This window comes from Micromonospora mirobrigensis, assembly GCF_900091555.1.
Classification (GTDB): domain Bacteria; phylum Actinomycetota; class Actinomycetes; order Mycobacteriales; family Micromonosporaceae; genus Micromonospora; species Micromonospora mirobrigensis.
In genome coordinates, this window is sequence record NZ_FMCX01000011.1 from 20,380 (window position 1) to 36,840 (window position 16,461).

General features: G+C 70.4%; 17 protein-coding genes and 1 pseudogene. 12 read left to right on the plus strand and 6 right to left on the minus strand.

The features are described 5' to 3' along the window. The first annotated feature begins 1,061 nt into the window (after positions 1-1,061). Entirely contained in the window at positions 1,062-1,193 is a 132-nt protein-coding gene (locus tag GA0070564_RS30285) for a hypothetical protein (RefSeq protein ID WP_281182196.1), read from the plus strand. Positions 1,194-1,393: 200 nt separating this feature from the next. Here GA0070564_RS30285 and GA0070564_RS26275 read toward each other — a convergent pair whose 3' ends face one another. Genes GA0070564_RS26275 through GA0070564_RS30290 form a run of 4 tightly spaced genes read right to left on the minus strand, consistent with a single transcriptional unit; the run spans position 1,394 to position 4,853 of the window. Continuing rightward, positions 1,394-3,142, minus strand: a complete 1,749-nt coding sequence (locus tag GA0070564_RS26275; RefSeq protein WP_091614857.1) for a type IV secretory system conjugative DNA transfer family protein — start codon at positions 3,140-3,142, stop codon at positions 1,394-1,396. Positions 3,143-3,145: 3 nt separating this feature from the next. Beyond that, entirely contained in the window at positions 3,146-3,955 is an 810-nt protein-coding gene (locus GA0070564_RS26280) for an ABC transporter permease (protein ID WP_091614862.1), read from the minus strand. Next, positions 3,952-4,272 (minus strand): hypothetical protein, encoded by a 321-nt coding sequence (locus GA0070564_RS26285; RefSeq protein WP_091614866.1) that lies wholly within the window; start codon positions 4,270-4,272, stop codon positions 3,952-3,954. The genes GA0070564_RS26280 and GA0070564_RS26285 overlap by 4 nt, the downstream gene beginning before the upstream one ends. Continuing rightward, complete coding sequence (locus tag GA0070564_RS30290) at positions 4,269-4,853, minus strand: helix-turn-helix domain-containing protein (RefSeq protein WP_091614869.1); 585 nt, start codon at positions 4,851-4,853, stop codon at positions 4,269-4,271. The genes GA0070564_RS26285 and GA0070564_RS30290 overlap by 4 nt, the downstream gene beginning before the upstream one ends. 93 nt (positions 4,854-4,946) lie before the next feature. On the opposite strand from GA0070564_RS30290, the pseudogene GA0070564_RS26295 reads away from it, so the two are divergent. The 3 genes and pseudogenes from GA0070564_RS26295 to GA0070564_RS26305 all read left to right on the plus strand — a co-directional run. Next, a pseudogene (locus GA0070564_RS26295) lies at positions 4,947-5,183 on the plus strand (hypothetical protein); the annotation flags it as partial. Positions 5,184-5,379: 196 nt separating this feature from the next. After that, the gene (gene holA / locus GA0070564_RS26300; protein ID WP_091614873.1) at positions 5,380-6,360 is read left to right on the plus strand and encodes a DNA polymerase III subunit delta; all 981 of its coding nucleotides are present in this window, start codon (positions 5,380-5,382) and stop codon (positions 6,358-6,360) included. Next, positions 6,357-6,812, plus strand: a complete 456-nt coding sequence (locus GA0070564_RS26305) for a hypothetical protein (RefSeq protein ID WP_091614877.1) — start codon at positions 6,357-6,359, stop codon at positions 6,810-6,812. Before holA ends, GA0070564_RS26305 begins: the two co-directional genes overlap by 4 nt. 171 nt (positions 6,813-6,983) lie before the next feature. Here the strand turns inward: GA0070564_RS26305 and rpsT are convergent, their stop codons facing one another. Both rpsT and GA0070564_RS26315 read right to left on the minus strand, forming a co-directional pair. Then, positions 6,984-7,250: a 30S ribosomal protein S20 gene (gene rpsT, locus GA0070564_RS26310; protein WP_088972727.1), complete on the minus strand. Its 267-nt coding sequence runs from the start codon at positions 7,248-7,250 to the stop codon at positions 6,984-6,986. Positions 7,251-7,362: 112 nt separating this feature from the next. Next, a complete protein-coding gene (locus GA0070564_RS26315) occupies positions 7,363-8,358 on the minus strand; it encodes a phosphotransferase family protein (RefSeq protein WP_091614881.1) in 996 nt (331 codons plus the stop codon). A 91-nt stretch (positions 8,359-8,449) separates the two neighbouring features. Here GA0070564_RS26315 and GA0070564_RS26320 point away from each other — a divergent pair, with 91 nt between their 5' ends. The 8 genes from GA0070564_RS26320 (at position 8,450) to GA0070564_RS26355 (ending at position 16,459) form a co-directional block, all read left to right on the plus strand. After that, positions 8,450-8,986 (plus strand): DUF4240 domain-containing protein, encoded by a 537-nt coding sequence (locus tag GA0070564_RS26320; RefSeq protein WP_091614885.1) that lies wholly within the window; start codon positions 8,450-8,452, stop codon positions 8,984-8,986. A gap of 120 nt (positions 8,987-9,106) precedes the next feature. Further along, positions 9,107-10,984: a translation elongation factor 4 gene (gene lepA / locus GA0070564_RS26325; RefSeq protein ID WP_091614889.1), complete on the plus strand. Its 1,878-nt coding sequence runs from the start codon at positions 9,107-9,109 to the stop codon at positions 10,982-10,984. A gap of 407 nt (positions 10,985-11,391) precedes the next feature. Beyond that, positions 11,392-11,679: a GlsB/YeaQ/YmgE family stress response membrane protein gene (locus GA0070564_RS26330; RefSeq protein WP_091614893.1), complete on the plus strand. Its 288-nt coding sequence runs from the start codon at positions 11,392-11,394 to the stop codon at positions 11,677-11,679. Positions 11,680-12,094: 415 nt separating this feature from the next. Then, entirely contained in the window at positions 12,095-12,382 is a 288-nt protein-coding gene (locus GA0070564_RS26335; protein WP_088972722.1) for a GlsB/YeaQ/YmgE family stress response membrane protein, read from the plus strand. Positions 12,383-12,668: 286 nt separating this feature from the next. Beyond that, entirely contained in the window at positions 12,669-13,958 is a 1,290-nt protein-coding gene (locus tag GA0070564_RS26340; protein ID WP_091614896.1) for a sugar ABC transporter substrate-binding protein, read from the plus strand. Further along, a complete protein-coding gene (locus tag GA0070564_RS26345) occupies positions 13,955-14,941 on the plus strand; it encodes a carbohydrate ABC transporter permease (protein ID WP_091614900.1) in 987 nt (328 codons plus the stop codon). Before GA0070564_RS26340 ends, GA0070564_RS26345 begins: the two co-directional genes overlap by 4 nt. After that, entirely contained in the window at positions 14,938-15,768 is an 831-nt protein-coding gene (locus tag GA0070564_RS26350) for a carbohydrate ABC transporter permease (protein ID WP_091614903.1), read from the plus strand. The genes GA0070564_RS26345 and GA0070564_RS26350 overlap by 4 nt, the downstream gene beginning before the upstream one ends. Positions 15,769-15,814: 46 nt before the next feature. After that, positions 15,815-16,459, plus strand: coding sequence for an MOSC domain-containing protein (locus GA0070564_RS26355; protein ID WP_091614906.1), 645 nt, complete (start codon positions 15,815-15,817; stop codon positions 16,457-16,459). The last annotated feature ends 2 nt before the right edge of the window (positions 16,460-16,461 follow it).

Below are 16,461 nucleotides of genomic sequence, written 5' to 3' on the forward strand. Positions count from 1 at the left end.
GCGGCCCGGGGTTGGGGTTGAGCCTGAGCAGGTCGCCCGTCGCATCGAACAGCATGCTGGCCATATAGACCGCCAACCCTGCCCGGTCACCCCGGAACTCCATCCCAAGCAAGAGCCGCGCCGGCTGACACGGCCAGGGGGCGGCGCACACCCGGCACAGCCAGGTTGGCCGCATCGGGTGATGCGGACGGACCGAGCGGGCTGACCGGTTTAGGACGGGGAGAGCGTTGCGTGGCGGCATGCAATCGAGAGTCACCGCCCGATCACCCCTTGTCAAGGCGCAAGGTGCTCCTAGACAAGATGCGGTTTGACCAGTTGCACCATGGCTAACCTGCCGCCGTGCCACGTCACCTCTACGGAGCAGGCGAGATCGCCACCCGACTCGGTGTCAGCAGGCAGCGGACGCGGCAGATCATCGACCGGCCAGACTTCCCGCAGCCGTACGACCGACTCGGCATGGGTGCCGTCTGGTTGAAGTCTGAGGTTGAAGCATGGATCAGGGAGCATCGGCCTCACCTGGCTGGGGATGAAGATCAGGCGTAGACGCCTGGCGAGCGCCCCCCGGTCACCGAGGCTCGGTGCCGGGGCGTCGTTGTTCCTTGGCTAATGCCCGCCGCTGACTTCATCGGCAAGCGATGCGCCATGCACCGTTTCCGCTCATCTTCAGCTGCGAGCTGATCCCGTACCTGCACTTCTCGTACAGGCTTCCGCCGGCATCTTCGACATCGATCTGGCGGTGCACACCCTCCTGATCGAGCCCTCCGGGCTGCACAAGAAGTTGTCCCGGGGCGTGGGTGGGACGTTCCGGCCTCAGTGATGGCGGAACTAGGACCAGCCATGCGGATATGCCGTCGAACAAGTGTTCTGGCACGCAGGTCGTACGACGCCCAGACACACAGGACAGAGCCGGTATGGTGTCTCCAGCGCAAACAACAGACCGAACCTGGTCTCCGAGATGAAGTCGGGCACGGATCGCCTCGACGCGCGGGGGACGGTCCCCCGGCCCAGATCTCGGGGAGGAACGGCGAGTGAAGAAGCGCGGCAAGGGGCCTTCGGGCCCGATGCGAGACCGGCAGACCAACGCCAACCGGTGGCGGACTGTCGGGGAGTGGGTGGCACTGACACTCAAGGTGCTCACCTACGCCGTCGGCCTGGCGGTGACGCTGGCCGGAAACGGATGCGGGCCCAACTGACAACCGTCAGCTAGGCCCACATCAGCCGGGAAGGCCCTCGCCTCGTGGGTGGCACCAGAGGGGCGGGGGTCTTCCTCGTTCAGTGACGCTAGACGAGTTGTCTACCGTCGCTGTACACCATCTACCGTTGCAGGTTACCTGGGCTCGTAAATCTGCAACAGCAGGTCTTGGATTTATGGTCCGAGGGGTAGATCTCACCTCTAGCTCCCAGCTTGGACCCCGGCCCACGTCACGAGATCTTGCCGGGCGTACAGGTCAGCGTTCCCCTGCTTACCGCGCGTCTCGGGAACCTCGCCGACTCGGCGCTGTAGCCGCTTCTTGGCCGCTTCGTAGGACCAGGGGAGCACTCCGACGTCTACCGCTTGGCGCAGTGTCAGGAAGTCCCCGGCAGGGCTTGATAGGTCGCTGACCTGGGATGTCTCCGGGGACCGGGGACATGCAAGCTGCCGAGCCTCAGCGGCGGTGAGGTAGGCGACCTGAGTCTCAGTCGCCTGCCCACCGATGACTATCTGCCACCGGCCGAGGGTGCGGGATACCCGGGGCATGGCTGCCTCGGGTACCAACATCTTCCAGTTGTTGGCCGTGTATCGGGCCAGGCACCGGATGCCGAAGTTCTCTCGTGCCTCGGGTCCGCCGATGGCGCGAGCGGTGAGCATCTGCGCGATGGCCAGCACGTTGACCTTGGCGCTTCGTCCCATGAAGAGCAGGTCGGCCAGGGCCGAGACGGCGGGGGAGCGCTTCGGGTCTCCCTTGCCGCGTGCCTCGGCCCAGAAGTTGACGAGCTGCCCGATGGTGGCGTTCAACTCCTCGCAGATGACCAGCACGCGGGGACCGGGGTCCCAGTCTTCGGCCTCGTGCATGGCCAGGGTGTTCCGCTCGTCGGCGAGCGTGGCCAGGCGCACCAGGGCGTCATGCATCTGCGCCGGCTTGGTGCAGTAGTCGACGCCGGCCAGGCCGAGCGCCCACCGGTGCGAGCCCTTGCGGTCGAGGATCACCACCCGGCCACCCCGGTTGAGCACCTGCACCGCGACCAGCTCGGCAAGCACGCTCTTGCCCGCACCCGATCCGGCGCTCACCGCGATGTGCGGGGAGTCGTCGCGCAGAGACAGGATCACGGGCCGGTCGCCTGCACCCTGCCCGATGTAGAACTCCCACTCGGCCAGACGGGGCAGATGCTCGGCGACCTGGTCGACGCCGACCCGAGCCGGCGGACGCTTACGCACCGTCCACGTAGCGGTTACCCGCGGACCTACCTGGTGCCAGGTCTCGACCAGGTCAGAGACCGGGATCTTGCTCCCGATGATGGAGGAGACAAGCTGCCGTTGCTCCTTAGTCAGGTACGGGGTGTCCGCCTCCAGCTCGATACGCGGGCCCTGGTCGCCGTCGACCGGCCGGCGGAACACAGCCAGCCGGGACGTGACCGGCTCCGCCTTACGCTGCACCGCCCACGCCGCCCGCTGCGCACGCTCAGGAAGCCACCGGATCACCGGCTCGACGTGCTCGCCGTACCAGGCCCTTACCGCCTTCTCGGCAGGGCTGAGCGGCTTGGCCAGTCGGGGCGTGAGGTTGCCCAACGAGGGATCAACGTGCAGGCGCACGCCGGTCTGCAAGCCCATCGCCGGGGCGAGAGCGGTCAGGGTCGGCGCGACGTACTCGCGGTTGAATCGGCGGCGTACCAGCCGTTGCCGGCCGCGCCAGGCGGCAGCCAGAGCCGCGCCGCTGGCCGCAGTCAGCGAGGCGTCAGGGAAGGCCACGGCCAGGCCGGCGGCAGCCGGCACACCAAGGCGGTATGCCTGACGCTGCCAGCCGGCCAACCGACCCGGTCCCCGGTGGCGGTACGGGTAACCCTGCTTGCCGCTGAGCGGCCTACCGGAGACGTACCGGTAGGCCACCCGCGACACGGTGTGCTTGCGCCGCAGCTTGCGGAGAGCCCGCTCAAGCTCGGTCATCGGTCAGCCCTCCTCGTGCGACAGGTGGGCAAGGGCAGCGGCCATGCCGAGCACGGCGACCGGCAGGCAGGCAACCAGGGTGGTGATCCACCACGGGGCCGAGGTGATGCCGGCGGCGACCAGGAGGTGATAGGCCACCTGGCCGAGAGCACCCACCAGCAGAGACCCGATGGCGGACCACTTGGCGAACCGGCGAGCCCGGGGCGGAACCAGGCCCGACAGCCAGGCTCGCAGGGCGTAGGCGGCGTAGACCTCCACGCCGATCGGCAGCGTGATGGCCGTGTTGATGCTGAACTCGTCAGCGATCCCGGGCAGGGGGTGGACCACCCCGAACCCGGTCAGTCCGCCGAGCCCGACCCACCCGGACCAGATGGCCACGAACGCGGGCAGCGCGATCAGGATCACCGGCCAGGAAGCCAGCCGGCGAGACTCGCTCGCCACGGTGACGGGCTCAACCTCGTCCGCCGGGTGTCCAACCTGGTCGACCTCGGCGAACGGCTCAGCGACCTTCTCGGCGGGGAGGATCAGCGGAACCGGGGCAGTGTCGACCGGCAGGGCCGGCGGGACCGGGGCAGGCTCGGCGTACTCCCACGGGTCCGAGGTGGGCCCGGCCTCGGTCTCGTCCGGCAGGGTGATGGGCTCGGCGACCAGGGCCAGGCGGACAGCCTGAGCCTTGGGCGCACCCACCTTGAACTCGCGCATGATCTGGTTGCGTGAGGGGATCTCGCCGAGTCTGTCGGCCAGGTCCCGAACGGCGGGAAGCAGGTCGGCGACGGGGCGCGGGTAGGCGCTGGTGACGGTGGCGGTGCTCATCGGGCGATCCCTCCGACCCACTGCGCGATCTCGTCGGTGCTGGCCTGCGGCAGCGCGGTCCGGATCAGCCGGGCGGCAGCCTCGCGGGTGAGAGCGGGGTCGACGACGATTACGCGACGGTTGGGAACGACCGTGCATGGCGCTCCGGTGCGCGCCTGGATGATCTGCACTGCTTCTCCTGCGGCGAGGGTGGAGGGGGCATCGGCGGGAGCGGTGTGCCGCTCAACCAGCCGGCGAGCGATGACGAACGGGGCGAGCATCGAGACCGGGCCGCCGATGAGGATCAGGCCGAGCGCGTAGGCAGCGGTGCCGTTCATCGAGCACCCGCCAGAGCCTCAGAGCGGCAGGGGATGCACCGGCCGGCAGGCTGGCCAACGTGTCCCGGCTTGGTGCAGCGGTCGCCACCGGCGGTCATCGGGAGGGCAGCGCCCTTGCGCTCGGGGTACGGGTAGCCGTTGGTGCCAGGGTTGTTGCTCTTGTTCTTGGGAAGGAATCGACGCCAGTCGCGGGCGCTTGCGCCCGTCTTCAACTTCCCTTGGTCTTCACCACTTCGGGTGTCACCCTGGCTGTCACCCCCGGCGGGCTGATTCGTCACCCCCACCGGCTGATTCGTCACCCCCTGGGGAGCGTTCGTCACCCCCTGGCCAGTCACCAGCCGGTAGACCCGGGTGGCGATACCGGTGACCTTGGCGACCACCAGGCGGCCGAGCTGCACCAGCTTGGCGAGGGCCCGCTGTACGGTCCGCTCAGAGCAGCCGGCGTACTCGGCGAGGGTGGCGACGGAGGGCCAAGCGTTGCCCTCGTTGTTGGCGTGGGCAGCGATGGCGATAGCTACGGCGCGCTCGTTCTTCCCGAGGTCACGGGTGGCGAGCAGGGCAGCCTTCACAGCTACACTCATGGGCGGCGGACCTCCACTGTCCGTCGAGGGCCCGGAGTCCAGGTGTTACAGCACCTGCCGGGCCCGCTTGCTTTATCCGGTAGTCGACGCGCTCATGCGAGCGCGTACCAGGACCCGGCCTTCCTGGACGCGGTCCGGCCGGCCGTGGCGCTGGTGCAGGTCGGGGTGGGCAACATGTACGGCCATCCGAGCCCGGAGATCCTGGACCGCCTCGCCCGCGGCGGGGTACGGGTGCTCCGTACCGACACCGACGGGGACCTCGCGGTGCTCACCGGCAGAGGTGGGCTGGCGGTCGCGAAACGGGGCATCCCGGCGGGCCGCCGGCGGTGAGGCCCGACCCGGCCGGGCCGCCCGATCCGGCGCGGCCCGACAAGGCTCCCCGGCCCGGGGCGGTCCGCTGCGGCGACTTCGAGTGACTTGCCTGGAAGGCGGAAACTGTGGTGAATGTCGGGTTTTGCGTTGTGTGCGGGCTGTGCCGCCCGAGCGGCCGATGAGCAGGCACGATCCGGCCGAAAGCCGTGCGAGTATGGGCGGCGTGACCGCCGCCAGCCTCCCTCCCATTCTGCTCGTCCTGGGTGACGAGGAGCTGCTCGCCACGCGCGCGGTCTCCGAAGCCGTGGCCACGGCCCGCCGGGTCGACCCCGAGGTGGACGTGCGCGAGTACCAGGCGGGCGCGCTCACCGTGGGCGAGATCGCCGAGATGCTCAGCCCGTCACTCTTCGGCGGCCGCCGGGTCCTGGTGCTGCGTTCCGCCCAGGACGCCCGCAAGGACCTGGTCACCGCGCTGCTGGCGTACGCGAAGAACCCCGACCCGGACGTGCAACTGGTCGCCCTGCACGTCGGCGGGGCCAAGGGCAGGGCCTTCGCCGACGGCCTGCGCGGCGCCGGGGCCACCGTGGTGCCCGCCGCCAAGCTCAAGGGGCACCGGGAGCGGGTGGCGTTCGTCCGCGACGAGATCCGCCGGGGCGGCGGCAGGTGCACCGACGACGCCGCCGAGGCGATGATCGCCGCGGTCGGTACGGACCTGCGGGAGCTCGCCGCGGCCTGCTCCCAGCTGCTCGCCGACACCGACGGGCGGATCGGCGCGGACACCGTCGCCCGCTACTACCGCGGTCGGGTGGAGGTGACCGGTTTCACGGTCGCCGACGCCACGATGGTCGGGGACGTCGCCGGGGCGCTGGAGGCGTTGCGGTGGGCGCTGCACGTCGGTGTCGACCCGGTGCCGATCGCCGACGCCCTGGCCGACGGGGTGCGCACGGTGGCCCGGGTCGCCGCCGCCGGTCGGGGTGACCCGTACCAGCTCGCCGGCACGCTGGGGATGCCCGCGTGGAAGGTCAAGAACGCCCAGCAGCGCGCCCGGGGCTGGACGCCGGAGGGCCTGGTCGAGGCGATGCGGGCGGCCGCCGAGTGCAACGCGGCCGTCAAGGGCGGGGCCGACGACCGGGCGTACGCCCTGGAGAAGGCCGTCTTCTCCGTCGCCGCCGCACGTCAGGGCGGCGGCCGGTGACCGGGGCGCCGCGGACGGCGTGGGCGACGATCCCGACGGACGAGGAGCGGTTCCGGCCGCTCTACGCCCGGCTGCTCGGGCTGCGTTTCGTCAACCCGGGCGGGGTGCTCTGCTTCCTCTTCTTCGAGGGCGCCGTCGCGCTGGCCGCTCTGCTGGCCCTCGCCGAGCTGGTCAGCTGGTGGGCCGTGCTGGTGCTGCCGGCCGCCGTGGCGCTGATGGTCAAGCTCAACGACATGGTGGCCGAGGTGGTGGTCCGTTCCGCGGCGCTCGTGCCGGACCAGGAGCGCGACCGGTTCCGGCGGCAGATGGAGCCGGTGGTGGGGCGGGCGCGGGTGGACTGGACGGTCCCCGGCGTGGTGGTGACGAGCCGTCCGACGTTGCACGCGGCCGGACCGGTACGCGAGCTGCCCACCACCCACGACCTCACCGACCGACGCGACCTCCGCCGCTGACCGAGCCGCACCAGAGCCGAGTTCCCGGCATCCCACGCCACCGTCCGGCGGAGCGGCCGCCGCGGCCCCGACGGCCGGGTGGTGCGATCGACCCGCCCGGTGAAACACAGACGACCGGAAGCCCCGGGGGTCTCACCCCGGGGCTTCCGGTTCAGGTCTGAGCTCGGCCGGTCAGGCGGAGAACGACGCCACGCGCTTGGCGATGGCCGACTTCCGGTTGGCCGCCTGGTTGGCGTGGATGACGCCCTTGCTGGCGGCCTTGTCCAGCTTGCGGGCGGCGTCCTGCATGAGGACGGTCGCCTTCTCGGTGTCACCGGCCTCCGCAGCCTCCTGGAACTTGCGGATGGCGGTCTTCAGCGACGACTTGACCGACTTGTTACGCAGCCGGCGCTTCTCGTTCTGCCGGTTGCGCTTGATCTGGGACTTGATGTTCGCCACGCGACAGCCTCGTCTTGATAGCTCGGTTTGGTCTGCTTCCGCGCGCGACGAGCATGCGTCATCGCTGCGCGAAGAGCCAGGTTACCAGGTCGGCCCGGACGAGCCAAAACGCTCACGCCCACCCGCGCCGGGCGGCCAGCCAGTGGAGTGCCTGTCCACCGCTGAACCGCTGGTGTCCGCGCAGGTGCGGGGAGGCGGTGGAGGGGCCGTCGGTGGCGCTGGTGAGAAGGTATCCGGCCAGCGCGGCCAGGGTCACGTCGAGCGCGTCCGGCGGCGCGTCCGCCGCGGCGGGGTGGGTGGCGTAGGCCACGTCGGCGTCGAGGCCGCTCGCGTACGCGGTGATCAGCAGGCCGACCAGGTCGAACCAGGCCGGCCCGTGGCAGAGCCAGTTCCAGTCGCAGAACCAGGCCCGGCCGACCGGGTCGATCAACACGTTGTCCAGCCGCAGGTCGCCGTGGATCAGCCCGCCCGCGGCGGCCGCGTACGCCGGCAGCCGGGCCTCCAGCGCGGCCAGGTCGGGCAGCCGCTCGGCGGCCCACGGGGGTAGTGGAGGCGCAGGCTCCCGGCCGGCGGCCACCTCGCCCCAGCGCAGGATGTCCGTGCGGGCCAGGTCGGCCAGGTGCGGCGCCCCGAGGGCGACCAGCTCCGGCGGTGGGTCGGCGAGCGCGGCGGCCACCTCGGCGTACCCGGCGAGGGTGGCGGTCAGCTCGGTCGGGTTCCAGGGCAGCCGGGGCAGCTCACCGTCGACGGCGTCCAGGGCGACCGCGTACCAGCCGGCGGCGTCGAGCGCCCAGCGCGGCCGGGGGACCGGCAGGCCGGCGGGGAGCCGGGCCAGCACCAGCGCCTCCCGGTGGTACCAGTCGGCGAGGTGCCGTTGCCGGGTCAGGTCGGCGGCCTTGACGAAGATCCGGCCGCCGTCGGCGGTCTCCAGCAGGCCGGCGAAGCCCCGGGTGAAGCCCGCCCCGGCGGTCCGGGCCGCCACCACCGGGCCGCCCAGCCGGCCGGCCACGGCGGCGCGCAGCTGCGCCGGCAGCTCCGACCAGTGGGGCCGGGCGGCGGTCGCGTGGTAGGGCACCGGGGGCAGGACGGGCTCGCGCACGCCCGTCATGCTGCCGCACCGGTCGCGTCGGGCGGCACCGGCCGCCGGTCGCGTCGTGCCGCGCTCGGGATGTCGGCCCGCTCTGCGAGACTGCCTGACCATGAGGACCGACGAGTTCTGGCAGCTGATCGACGACGCCCGGGCCGGTGCCGGGGGAGAGGCCGACGCGGTCGCCGCCCGGGCGGTCGCGCTGCTCGCCGAGCGCGACCCGGAGGAGATCGCCGGGTACGCCGAGCACCAGCGGCGGGTGCTGACCGCCTCGCACAAGGTCGACCTCTGGGGCGCGGCGTACCTGATCAACGGTGGCGTCTCGGCCGACGGCTTCGCGTACTTCCGGGGCTGGTTGATGACCCAGGGCCGGGCGGTCTTCGCCGGGGCGGTGGGGCGGCCGGACTCCCTGGCCGAGCTGCCCCGGGTGCGGGCGGCCGCGCTCAGCGGCGAGGAGTTCCAGTGCGAGCCGATGCTCACGGTGGCCTGGGACGCGTATCGGAAGGCGACGGCGGCCGAGCTGCCGGCGGAGCCCTTCACGGCCGCCGAGCCGGACCTGAACGACTTCTGGGACTTCGACGACGAGGAGGAGGCCCGCCGCCGGCTGCCGAAGCTCGCGGCCCTCTTCGTCGAGCCGCCGATGGAGTGAGCCGGGGTGACCCGCCGCGCACCCCAGGAGTGATCCGACCGCGTCCGGAGCGACGTGGGAGCATAGAGGGGGCCGGCGGCACGCCGGCCCGCTCACGTCAGCCGACCAGAACGGACCGCTGTGCCACCGAAGCTCGATCCCGGCGCGAACGCTCCTGGTGCCACCGACCCGGCGCGCATCAGGAACTTCGGCATCATCGCCCACATCGACCACGGAAAGTCGACGTTGGCCGACCGGATGTTGCAGCTCACCGGTGTGGTCGACCCCCGGCAGATGCGCGCGCAGTACCTGGACCGGATGGACATCGAGCGCGAGCGCGGTATCACCATCAAGAGCCAGGCCGTCCGCATGCCGTGGACGATCCGGGAGGGCGACCGGGCCGGCGAGGCCGCCGTGCTCAACATGATCGACACCCCGGGCCACGTGGACTTCACCTACGAGGTGTCCCGCTCGCTGGCCGCCTGCGAGGGCGCGATCCTGCTGGTCGACGCCGCCCAGGGGATCGAGGCGCAGACCCTGGCCAACCTCTACCTGGCGCTCGAGAACGACCTGCGCATCATCCCGGTGCTCAACAAGATCGACCTGCCGGCCGCCCAGCCGGAGAAGTACGCCGAGGAGCTGGCCCACCTGATCGGCGGCGACCCGGCGGACTGCATCCGGGTCTCCGGCAAGACCGGCGAGGGTGTGCCGTACCTGCTCGACGAGATCGTCCGGCAGTTCGTCCCGCCCACCGGGGAGGCCGGCTCCCCGGCCCGGGCGATGATCTTCGACTCGGTGTACGACGTCTACCGCGGCGTGGTCACCTACGTCCGGGTGATCGACGGCCGGATCAGCGCCCGGGACCGGATCAAGATGATGTCCACCGGGGCGGTGCACGAGCTGCTGGAGATCGGCGTCATCTCGCCGGAGATGGTGAAGGCCGAGGGGCTCGGCGTCGGCGAGGTGGGTTACCTGATCACCGGCGTTAAGGACGTGCGTCAGTCCCGGGTCGGTGACACGGTCACCATCAACGGCAACCCGGCCAGGGAGGCGCTCGGCGGCTACAAGGACCCGAAGCCGATGGTCTACTCCGGCCTCTACCCGATCGACGGCTCGGACTACCCCAACCTGCGCGAGGCGCTGGACAAGCTCAAGCTCAACGACGCCGCGCTCGACTACGAGCCGGAGACCTCCGGCGCGCTCGGCTTCGGCTTCCGCTGTGGCTTCCTCGGCCTGCTGCACCTGGAGATCATCCGGGAGCGGCTGGAGCGCGAGTACAACCTCGACCTGATCTCCACCGCGCCGAACGTGGTCTACCGGGCCATCACCGAGGACGGCCAGGAGATCGTGGTGACCAACCCCAGCGAGTACCCGACCGGCAAGATCGCCGAGGTGTACGAGCCGGTCGTGCGGGCGACCGTGCTCACCCCGAACGACTACGTCGGCGCGGTGATGGAGCTCTGCCAGGGGCGCCGGGGCAACCTGCTCGGCATGGACTACCTCTCCGCCGACCGGGTGGAGTTGCGCTACACGCTGCCCCTCGCCGAGATCATCTTCGACTTCTTCGACCAGTTGAAGAGCCGCACCAAGGGCTACGCCTCGCTGGACTACGAGCCCTCCGGCGAGCAGGCGTCCGATCTGGTGAAGGTGGACATCCTGCTGCACGGCGAGCCGGTGGACGCGTTCAGCGCCATCGTGCACAAGGACAAGGCGTACAACTACGGCACGTCGATCGCGGCGAAGCTGCGCAGTCTCATCCCGCGTCAGCAGTTCGAGGTGCCGATCCAGGCGGCCATCGGCAGCCGGGTGATCGCCCGGGAGACCATCCGGGCGATCCGCAAGGACGTGCTCGCCAAGTGCTACGGCGGTGACATCAGCCGTAAGCGCAAGCTGCTGGAGAAGCAGAAGGAGGGCAAGAAGCGGATGAAGATGGTCGGCCGGGTGGAGGTCCCGCAGGAGGCCTTCATCGCCGCCCTCTCGTCCGACTCGGGCGACGCCAAGGCCGCCGGCAAGAAGTAGCGCTCCCGGTCGTACCAGGGCCGGCGCCGCAAGAGGTGCGACGGACCGCGACGGTCCCGCACCGCCTCCGGCGCCGGCCTTTTCGGCGTACGCCCGCCCGCCGTCCGCCGGCCCAGGGGCCTCCGGGCAGGCGCTGATACCCCTGAACGCGGGGCGTCCGGTGCCGTACCGGGGGCGGAACCCGGGTCCGGCGAAGAAATTTTTCCGTCCTTGACGCGCCGTCCATCGATCGTTCGCACCCTTCCCGACCTGCGGTCCTGCCGGATCGACGCAGCCCCGACCATCGACGTACGGCGCTCTCCTGCTGGATGAGTCGGTTTGGCTTTTCGGCGGTTCGGGCATCTAGCGGTCACGACAGGAACCACACGAAAACGTGTGTACGGGATCTTTTAGAAGGAGGAGCGACCATGGAGCTCACCGTTTGGGGCATCATCACCGCGCTCGTCGTCGGTCTCATCGTCGGCGCGCTGGGCCGCCTGGTCGTTCCGGGCCGGCAGAACATGCCGATGTGGCTGCACATGCTGATCGGCGTCGGCGCCGCGCTGCTCGGTACGGTCCTGGCCCGGGCCATGGGTATCGCGACGGAGACCGCCGGCATCGACTGGCGTGAGCTGCTCGTCCAGGTCGTGCTGGCCGCCATCGCCGTCGCCCTGGTGGCCGGTGTGGGTCGTCGTCGCCACCACGTCACCCGGTAATTCCGCGACATCTCGCGACTTCGAGCGGGCGCCCGACCACCACGGTCGGGCGCCCGCTCGCGTCGTGCCCACACGCAGCCGACAACATCAGCGATGTTGTCGTCTCCCGCCGGATCCACGGCGACTACATCGGGGATGTTGTCGTCTCCCACCGGGTCCGTGGCGGACAACATCGGGATGTTGGTGCCTCGGCGAGGGCGGGAGGATGGCGTGCGTCAATGGGGGGTGGGGGTTGCGGTGGCTGGACCGGGGGCCGTGAGCTGGGCGGACGTGGCGGGATCGTCCCCGATCGGGGGATCTGGGGATCTGCCGGGCCGAAAGTCGGGTTTGGTTTTTCGACGGGTCGGGAACTAAGCGGTCACGACAGGAACCACACGAAAACGTGTGACGGAAACTTAGAAGGAGGAGGGCGACCATGGAGCTCACCGTCTGGGGCATCATCACCGCGCTCGTCGTCGGTCTCATCGTCGGCGCGCTGGGGCGCCTGGTCGTTCCGGGCCGGCAGAACATGCCGATGTGGCTGCACATGCTGATCGGCGTCGGCGCCGCGCTGCTCGGTACGGTCCTGGCCCGGGCCATGGGTATCGCGACGGAGACCGCCGGCATCGACTGGCGTGAGCTGTTCGTCCAGGTCGTGCTGGCCGCCATCGCCGTGGCGCTGGTCGCCGGTGTGGGTCGCCGCCGGAGCGTCTCGCGCTACTGACACCACTCGCACCTCAGCGGGCGTCCGACCTCAGGGTCGGGCGCCCGCTCGCGTTGTGCCGCCGTTCGGAGGTATGCCGTTCGGCACCTCAGGTTCCGGTCCGGTAACACCGCGGCGCCGTCACCGCCGGTCCCGTGGTGACTCGTCCCGATCTGCCGGGGGCCCCGCGAGCTGCGGTACGGTCGCCTCGCCGTGGCTTCCCGTCCACCCCCTGTCGTAAAGGAATTTTTCCTACTAAGGTGCGGCGGAGAAGGTTAGTGCCAGGACGGCGCGAGGGAGATGTGGCGTGAACAGGTGGAAGCGGCTGGCCCCGGTCACCGCCTTCGTGGCGTCGGCCGCGATGGTGCTGACCGGCTGTGGGGGCTCGGACAAGGACGAGGCCGCCGACGACAGCAAGCTGACGGTCTGGATGATGGGCGAGGGCGGGGACGCGCAGAACGCGTTCCTCGACACCGTCGAGACCGAGTTCCGCAAGAAGCACCCGGACACCGACGTGGTCGTCCAGTACATCCCCTGGCTCGAGGCGCCGAAGAAGTTCCAGGCGGCGCTCGCCGGCGGTGAGGGTCCGGACGTCACCGAGCTGGGCAACACCGAGACGCAGGGCTGGGCCGCCCAGGAGGCGCTCGCCGACGTCAGCGACAAGTTCAACGGCTGGTCCGAGGGCAAGGACATCCTCCCCGACCTGGTCAAGAACGCCCAGCTCGACGGCAAGCAGTACGGCGTGCCGTGGTACGCCGGCGTGCGCGGCATCTACTACCGCACCGACTGGTTCGCCGAGGCCGGCGTGCAGCCGCCGAAGAACTGGGACGAGCTGGTCACCGTCGCCAAGGCCGTCCAGGCCAAGAAGCCCGGCACCTACGGCATCGCGCTGCCCGGCAACTCGGAGCTGCCGTTCTACTCCTTCCTCTGGGGTGCCGGCGCGGAGATCGCCACCAAGCAGGGCGACACCTGGAAGTCCGGCTACAACACGCCGGAGGCGCAGAAGGCGGTCAAGTTCTGGACCGACCTGGTCACCGTGCACAAGGTCGCCCCGCCGGCCGCCGCCGGCTGGAACGAGGTCGACGCCCGGACCCAGTTCGCCACCGGCAAGGCCGCGATGGCCTTCGCCGGTAGCTGGCAGGGCGCCGCGATGAAGAAGGACAACCCGGAGATCGAGAAGGTCTGGGGCACGTTCCCCATCCCGGGCCCGGACGGCCAGGCGGCTCCCGCCTTCGCCGGTGGCTCCGACATCGCCATCTGGAAGGACAGCGAGCGCCAGGACCTGGCGTGGGACTACACCACCGCGCTGCTGAGCAAGCAGAAGGACAAGGAGTTCGCCAGCAGCCTGGGCTTCTTCCCGGTCTACAGCGACCTGGTCGGCGGCAGTGAGTACACCAACGACAAGGTGATGGCCTCGTTCGCCACCGCGATGCAGAAGACCAAGCTGACCCCGCTCACCCCGAAGTGGGTCGAGGTCAGCCGGACCAAGACGGTCACCCAGGCGATGAACAGCTCGGTCATCAAGGGGCAGAAGACGGTCGAGCAGGCCACCGCCGACGCGGCCACCGAGATGGAAAGCATCCTCAACGCCAAGTGAGCACCCTGACCGAGGCTCCGGAGGCGGCCGCCGCGCGGGAGACCCCCGCGCGGCGGCGGCCCCGCGTCGACCGCCTGCCGTACCTGCTGCTCCTGCCCTGCCTGGCGATCATCGCGGTGCTGCTGCTCTGGCCGCTCGGCCAGGTGGTGGCGATGTCGTTCTACAAGCTGAACAACGTCCGGCAGCTGCGCGGTACGCGCGAGTGGCCGTGGGTCGGGCTGGACAACTACGTCCAGATCCTCGGTGACCCGTTCTTCCTCAGGGTGCTGCGCAACACGGTGCTCTTCGCCGCCGCGAACGTGGTGCTGACGATGATCCTCGGCACCCTGGTCGGGCTGCTGCTCAACCGGCTGGGCAAGAGGATGGCCACCTTCGTCGCCAGCTGCGTGATGCTGGCCTGGGCGACCCCGGCGTTGACCGGCACCATCGTCTGGAAGTGGATCTTCGACGACACCAGCGGCCTGGTGACCTGGTTGTTCAACAAGCTGCCCGACGGGCTCTCCACCGCCCTGTTCGGGCGCAGCGACTGGACCGGGTACGGCTGGTTCAACTCGCCGCTGCTCTTCTTCGCCATCCTCACCCTGGTGGTGGTCTGGCACTCGTTCCCGTTCATCGCGGTCAGCGTGCTGGCCGGGTTGAAGAGCGTGCCGAGCGAGCTGCACGAGGCGGCCCGGGTCGACGGCGCCGGCCCGTGGCGGGTCTTCTGGTCGGTGACCTTCCCGATGCTCCGGCCGGTCTTCGGGATCCTGGTGGTGCTCTCCACCATCTGGGACTTCAAGGTCTTCACCCAGCAGTTCGTGCTGGCCGGCGGCACCCAGGACCGGACGACCTTCATGCTCTCCATCTACTCCTACGCGGAGGCGTTCTCGCCCCCGCCCAAGTACGGCCTGGGCGCGGCGATCGCGGTCATCCTGACCCTGATCCTGCTCCTGGTCACCGGCATCTACGTCCGGATGGTGCTCCGGCAGGAGGAGGACGCGTGAAGCGGATCGCGCTCAACGGGGCCGGCCTGCTGGTCGCGCTCTTCGCCGCCTTCCCGGTCTACTGGATGGTCGCCACCTCGCTCAAGCCGAACCGGGAGATCTTCGCGTCGACGCCGCGACCGGTGCCGGCCCAGCCGACCCTGGAGCACTACCGGGAGATCCTCACCGGCAACCTGATCCCGGGCGTGACGTTCCTCGACTTCTTTCTCAACAGCGTGCTGGTCGCGGTGGCCACCGTGCTGCTCAGCGGGCTGGTGGCGCTGTTCGCCGCGACGGCGGTGGCCAGGTTCCGGTTCAAGCTGCGGACCAGTTTCCTGATCATGCTGCTGGTGGTGCAGATGATCCCGCTGGAGGCGCTGGTCATCCCGCTGTTCCTGATGATCCAGCGGCTCGGCCTCTACAACACGCTGCCCAGCCTGATCCTGACGTACCTCGGCTTCTCGCTGCCGTTCGCGGTCTGGATGCTGCGTGGCTTCGTCGCGGCCGTGCCCAAGGAACTGGAGGAGGCGGCGGCGATCGACGGCGCCAGCCGGATGCAGACCTTCCGCCGGATCCTCTTCCCGCTGGTGGCGCCCGGCCTGGTCGCGACCAGCATCTTCTCCTTCATCACCGCCTGGAACGAGCTGATCTTCGCGTTGACCTTCGTCAACGACCAGAGCCGCTACACCCTGCCGGTGGCGATGACCTTCTTCTTCGGCCGGGACGACACGGCCTGGGGCTCGGTGATGGCCGCGTCCACCCTGTTCACCCTGCCGGTGATCGTGTTCTTCCTGCTGGTGCAGCGCCGGATGGTCTCCGGGCTGGTCGCCGGCGCCGTCAAGGGCTGAGATGACGCATTCCCCGCCGCTGACCCGCCGCACTAGGCTCACCGGCATGACGGGCAGGGTGGCAGCGGTGAACCTCGGCACGGTGACCGAGGCGGAGTGGGCGGGCGACGCCAGCGGTCGCAGCGGCATCGACAAGCGGCCGGTCGACGGGCCGGTGATGGTCCGCCTCGACGGGCTGGTCGGCGACTTCATCGCCGAGCGGGCCCACCACGGCGGCGCCGACCAGGCGGTCTACGTCTACGCCGAGGAGGACGCCGGCTGGTGGGCGGCCGAGCTGGGCCGGGCGGTCCCGGCCGGCGCGTTCGGCGAGAACCTCACCACGTACGCGGTGGACGTCACCGGCGCGGTGATCGGCGAGCAGTGGGCGGTCGGCACGGCGCTGCTCCAGGTGACCAAGCCGCGTACCCCGTGCACGACCTTCGCCGGCTTCTGGGGGGTGCCGGACCTGATCAAGCGGTTCACCGTGCGGGCCCTGCCGGGGGCGTACCTGCGGGTGCTCCGGGAGGGCGAGGTCGGCCCCGGTGACCCGGTCGAGGTGGTGGAGCGGCCGGCGCACAGCGTCACCATCGGCGAGGTGTTCCGGGCGACGAGCCTGGAGCCGGAACTGCTGCCCCGGCTCGCCGAGGTGACCGAGCTGCCCGCACCGCTGCTGGACAAGGTCCGCCGCCGGCTCGCCGGCACCCGCCCCTGACG

Excerpts from the sequence above, each read along its gene's own strand:
- GA0070564_RS30285 (WP_281182196.1), top strand. The coding sequence starts at position 1,062 with ATGCGAGACCGGCAGACCAACGCCAACCGGTGGCGGACTGTCGGGGAG.
- GA0070564_RS26275 (WP_091614857.1), bottom strand. The coding sequence starts at position 3,142 with ATGACCGAGCTTGAGCGGGCTCTCCGCAAGCTGCGGCGCAAGCACACC.
- GA0070564_RS26280 (WP_091614862.1), bottom strand. The coding sequence starts at position 3,955 with ATGAGCACCGCCACCGTCACCAGCGCCTACCCGCGCCCCGTCGCCGAC.
- GA0070564_RS26285 (WP_091614866.1), bottom strand. The coding sequence starts at position 4,272 with ATGAACGGCACCGCTGCCTACGCGCTCGGCCTGATCCTCATCGGCGGC.
- GA0070564_RS30290 (WP_091614869.1), bottom strand. The coding sequence starts at position 4,853 with ATGAGTGTAGCTGTGAAGGCTGCCCTGCTCGCCACCCGTGACCTCGGG.
- holA (WP_091614873.1), top strand. The coding sequence starts at position 5,380 with ATGGGCGGCGTGACCGCCGCCAGCCTCCCTCCCATTCTGCTCGTCCTG.
- GA0070564_RS26315 (WP_091614881.1), bottom strand. The coding sequence starts at position 8,358 with ATGACGGGCGTGCGCGAGCCCGTCCTGCCCCCGGTGCCCTACCACGCG.
- GA0070564_RS26320 (WP_091614885.1), top strand. The coding sequence starts at position 8,450 with ATGAGGACCGACGAGTTCTGGCAGCTGATCGACGACGCCCGGGCCGGT.
- GA0070564_RS26330 (WP_091614893.1), top strand. The coding sequence starts at position 11,392 with ATGGAGCTCACCGTTTGGGGCATCATCACCGCGCTCGTCGTCGGTCTC.
- GA0070564_RS26335 (WP_088972722.1), top strand. The coding sequence starts at position 12,095 with ATGGAGCTCACCGTCTGGGGCATCATCACCGCGCTCGTCGTCGGTCTC.
- GA0070564_RS26355 (WP_091614906.1), top strand. The coding sequence starts at position 15,815 with ATGACGGGCAGGGTGGCAGCGGTGAACCTCGGCACGGTGACCGAGGCG.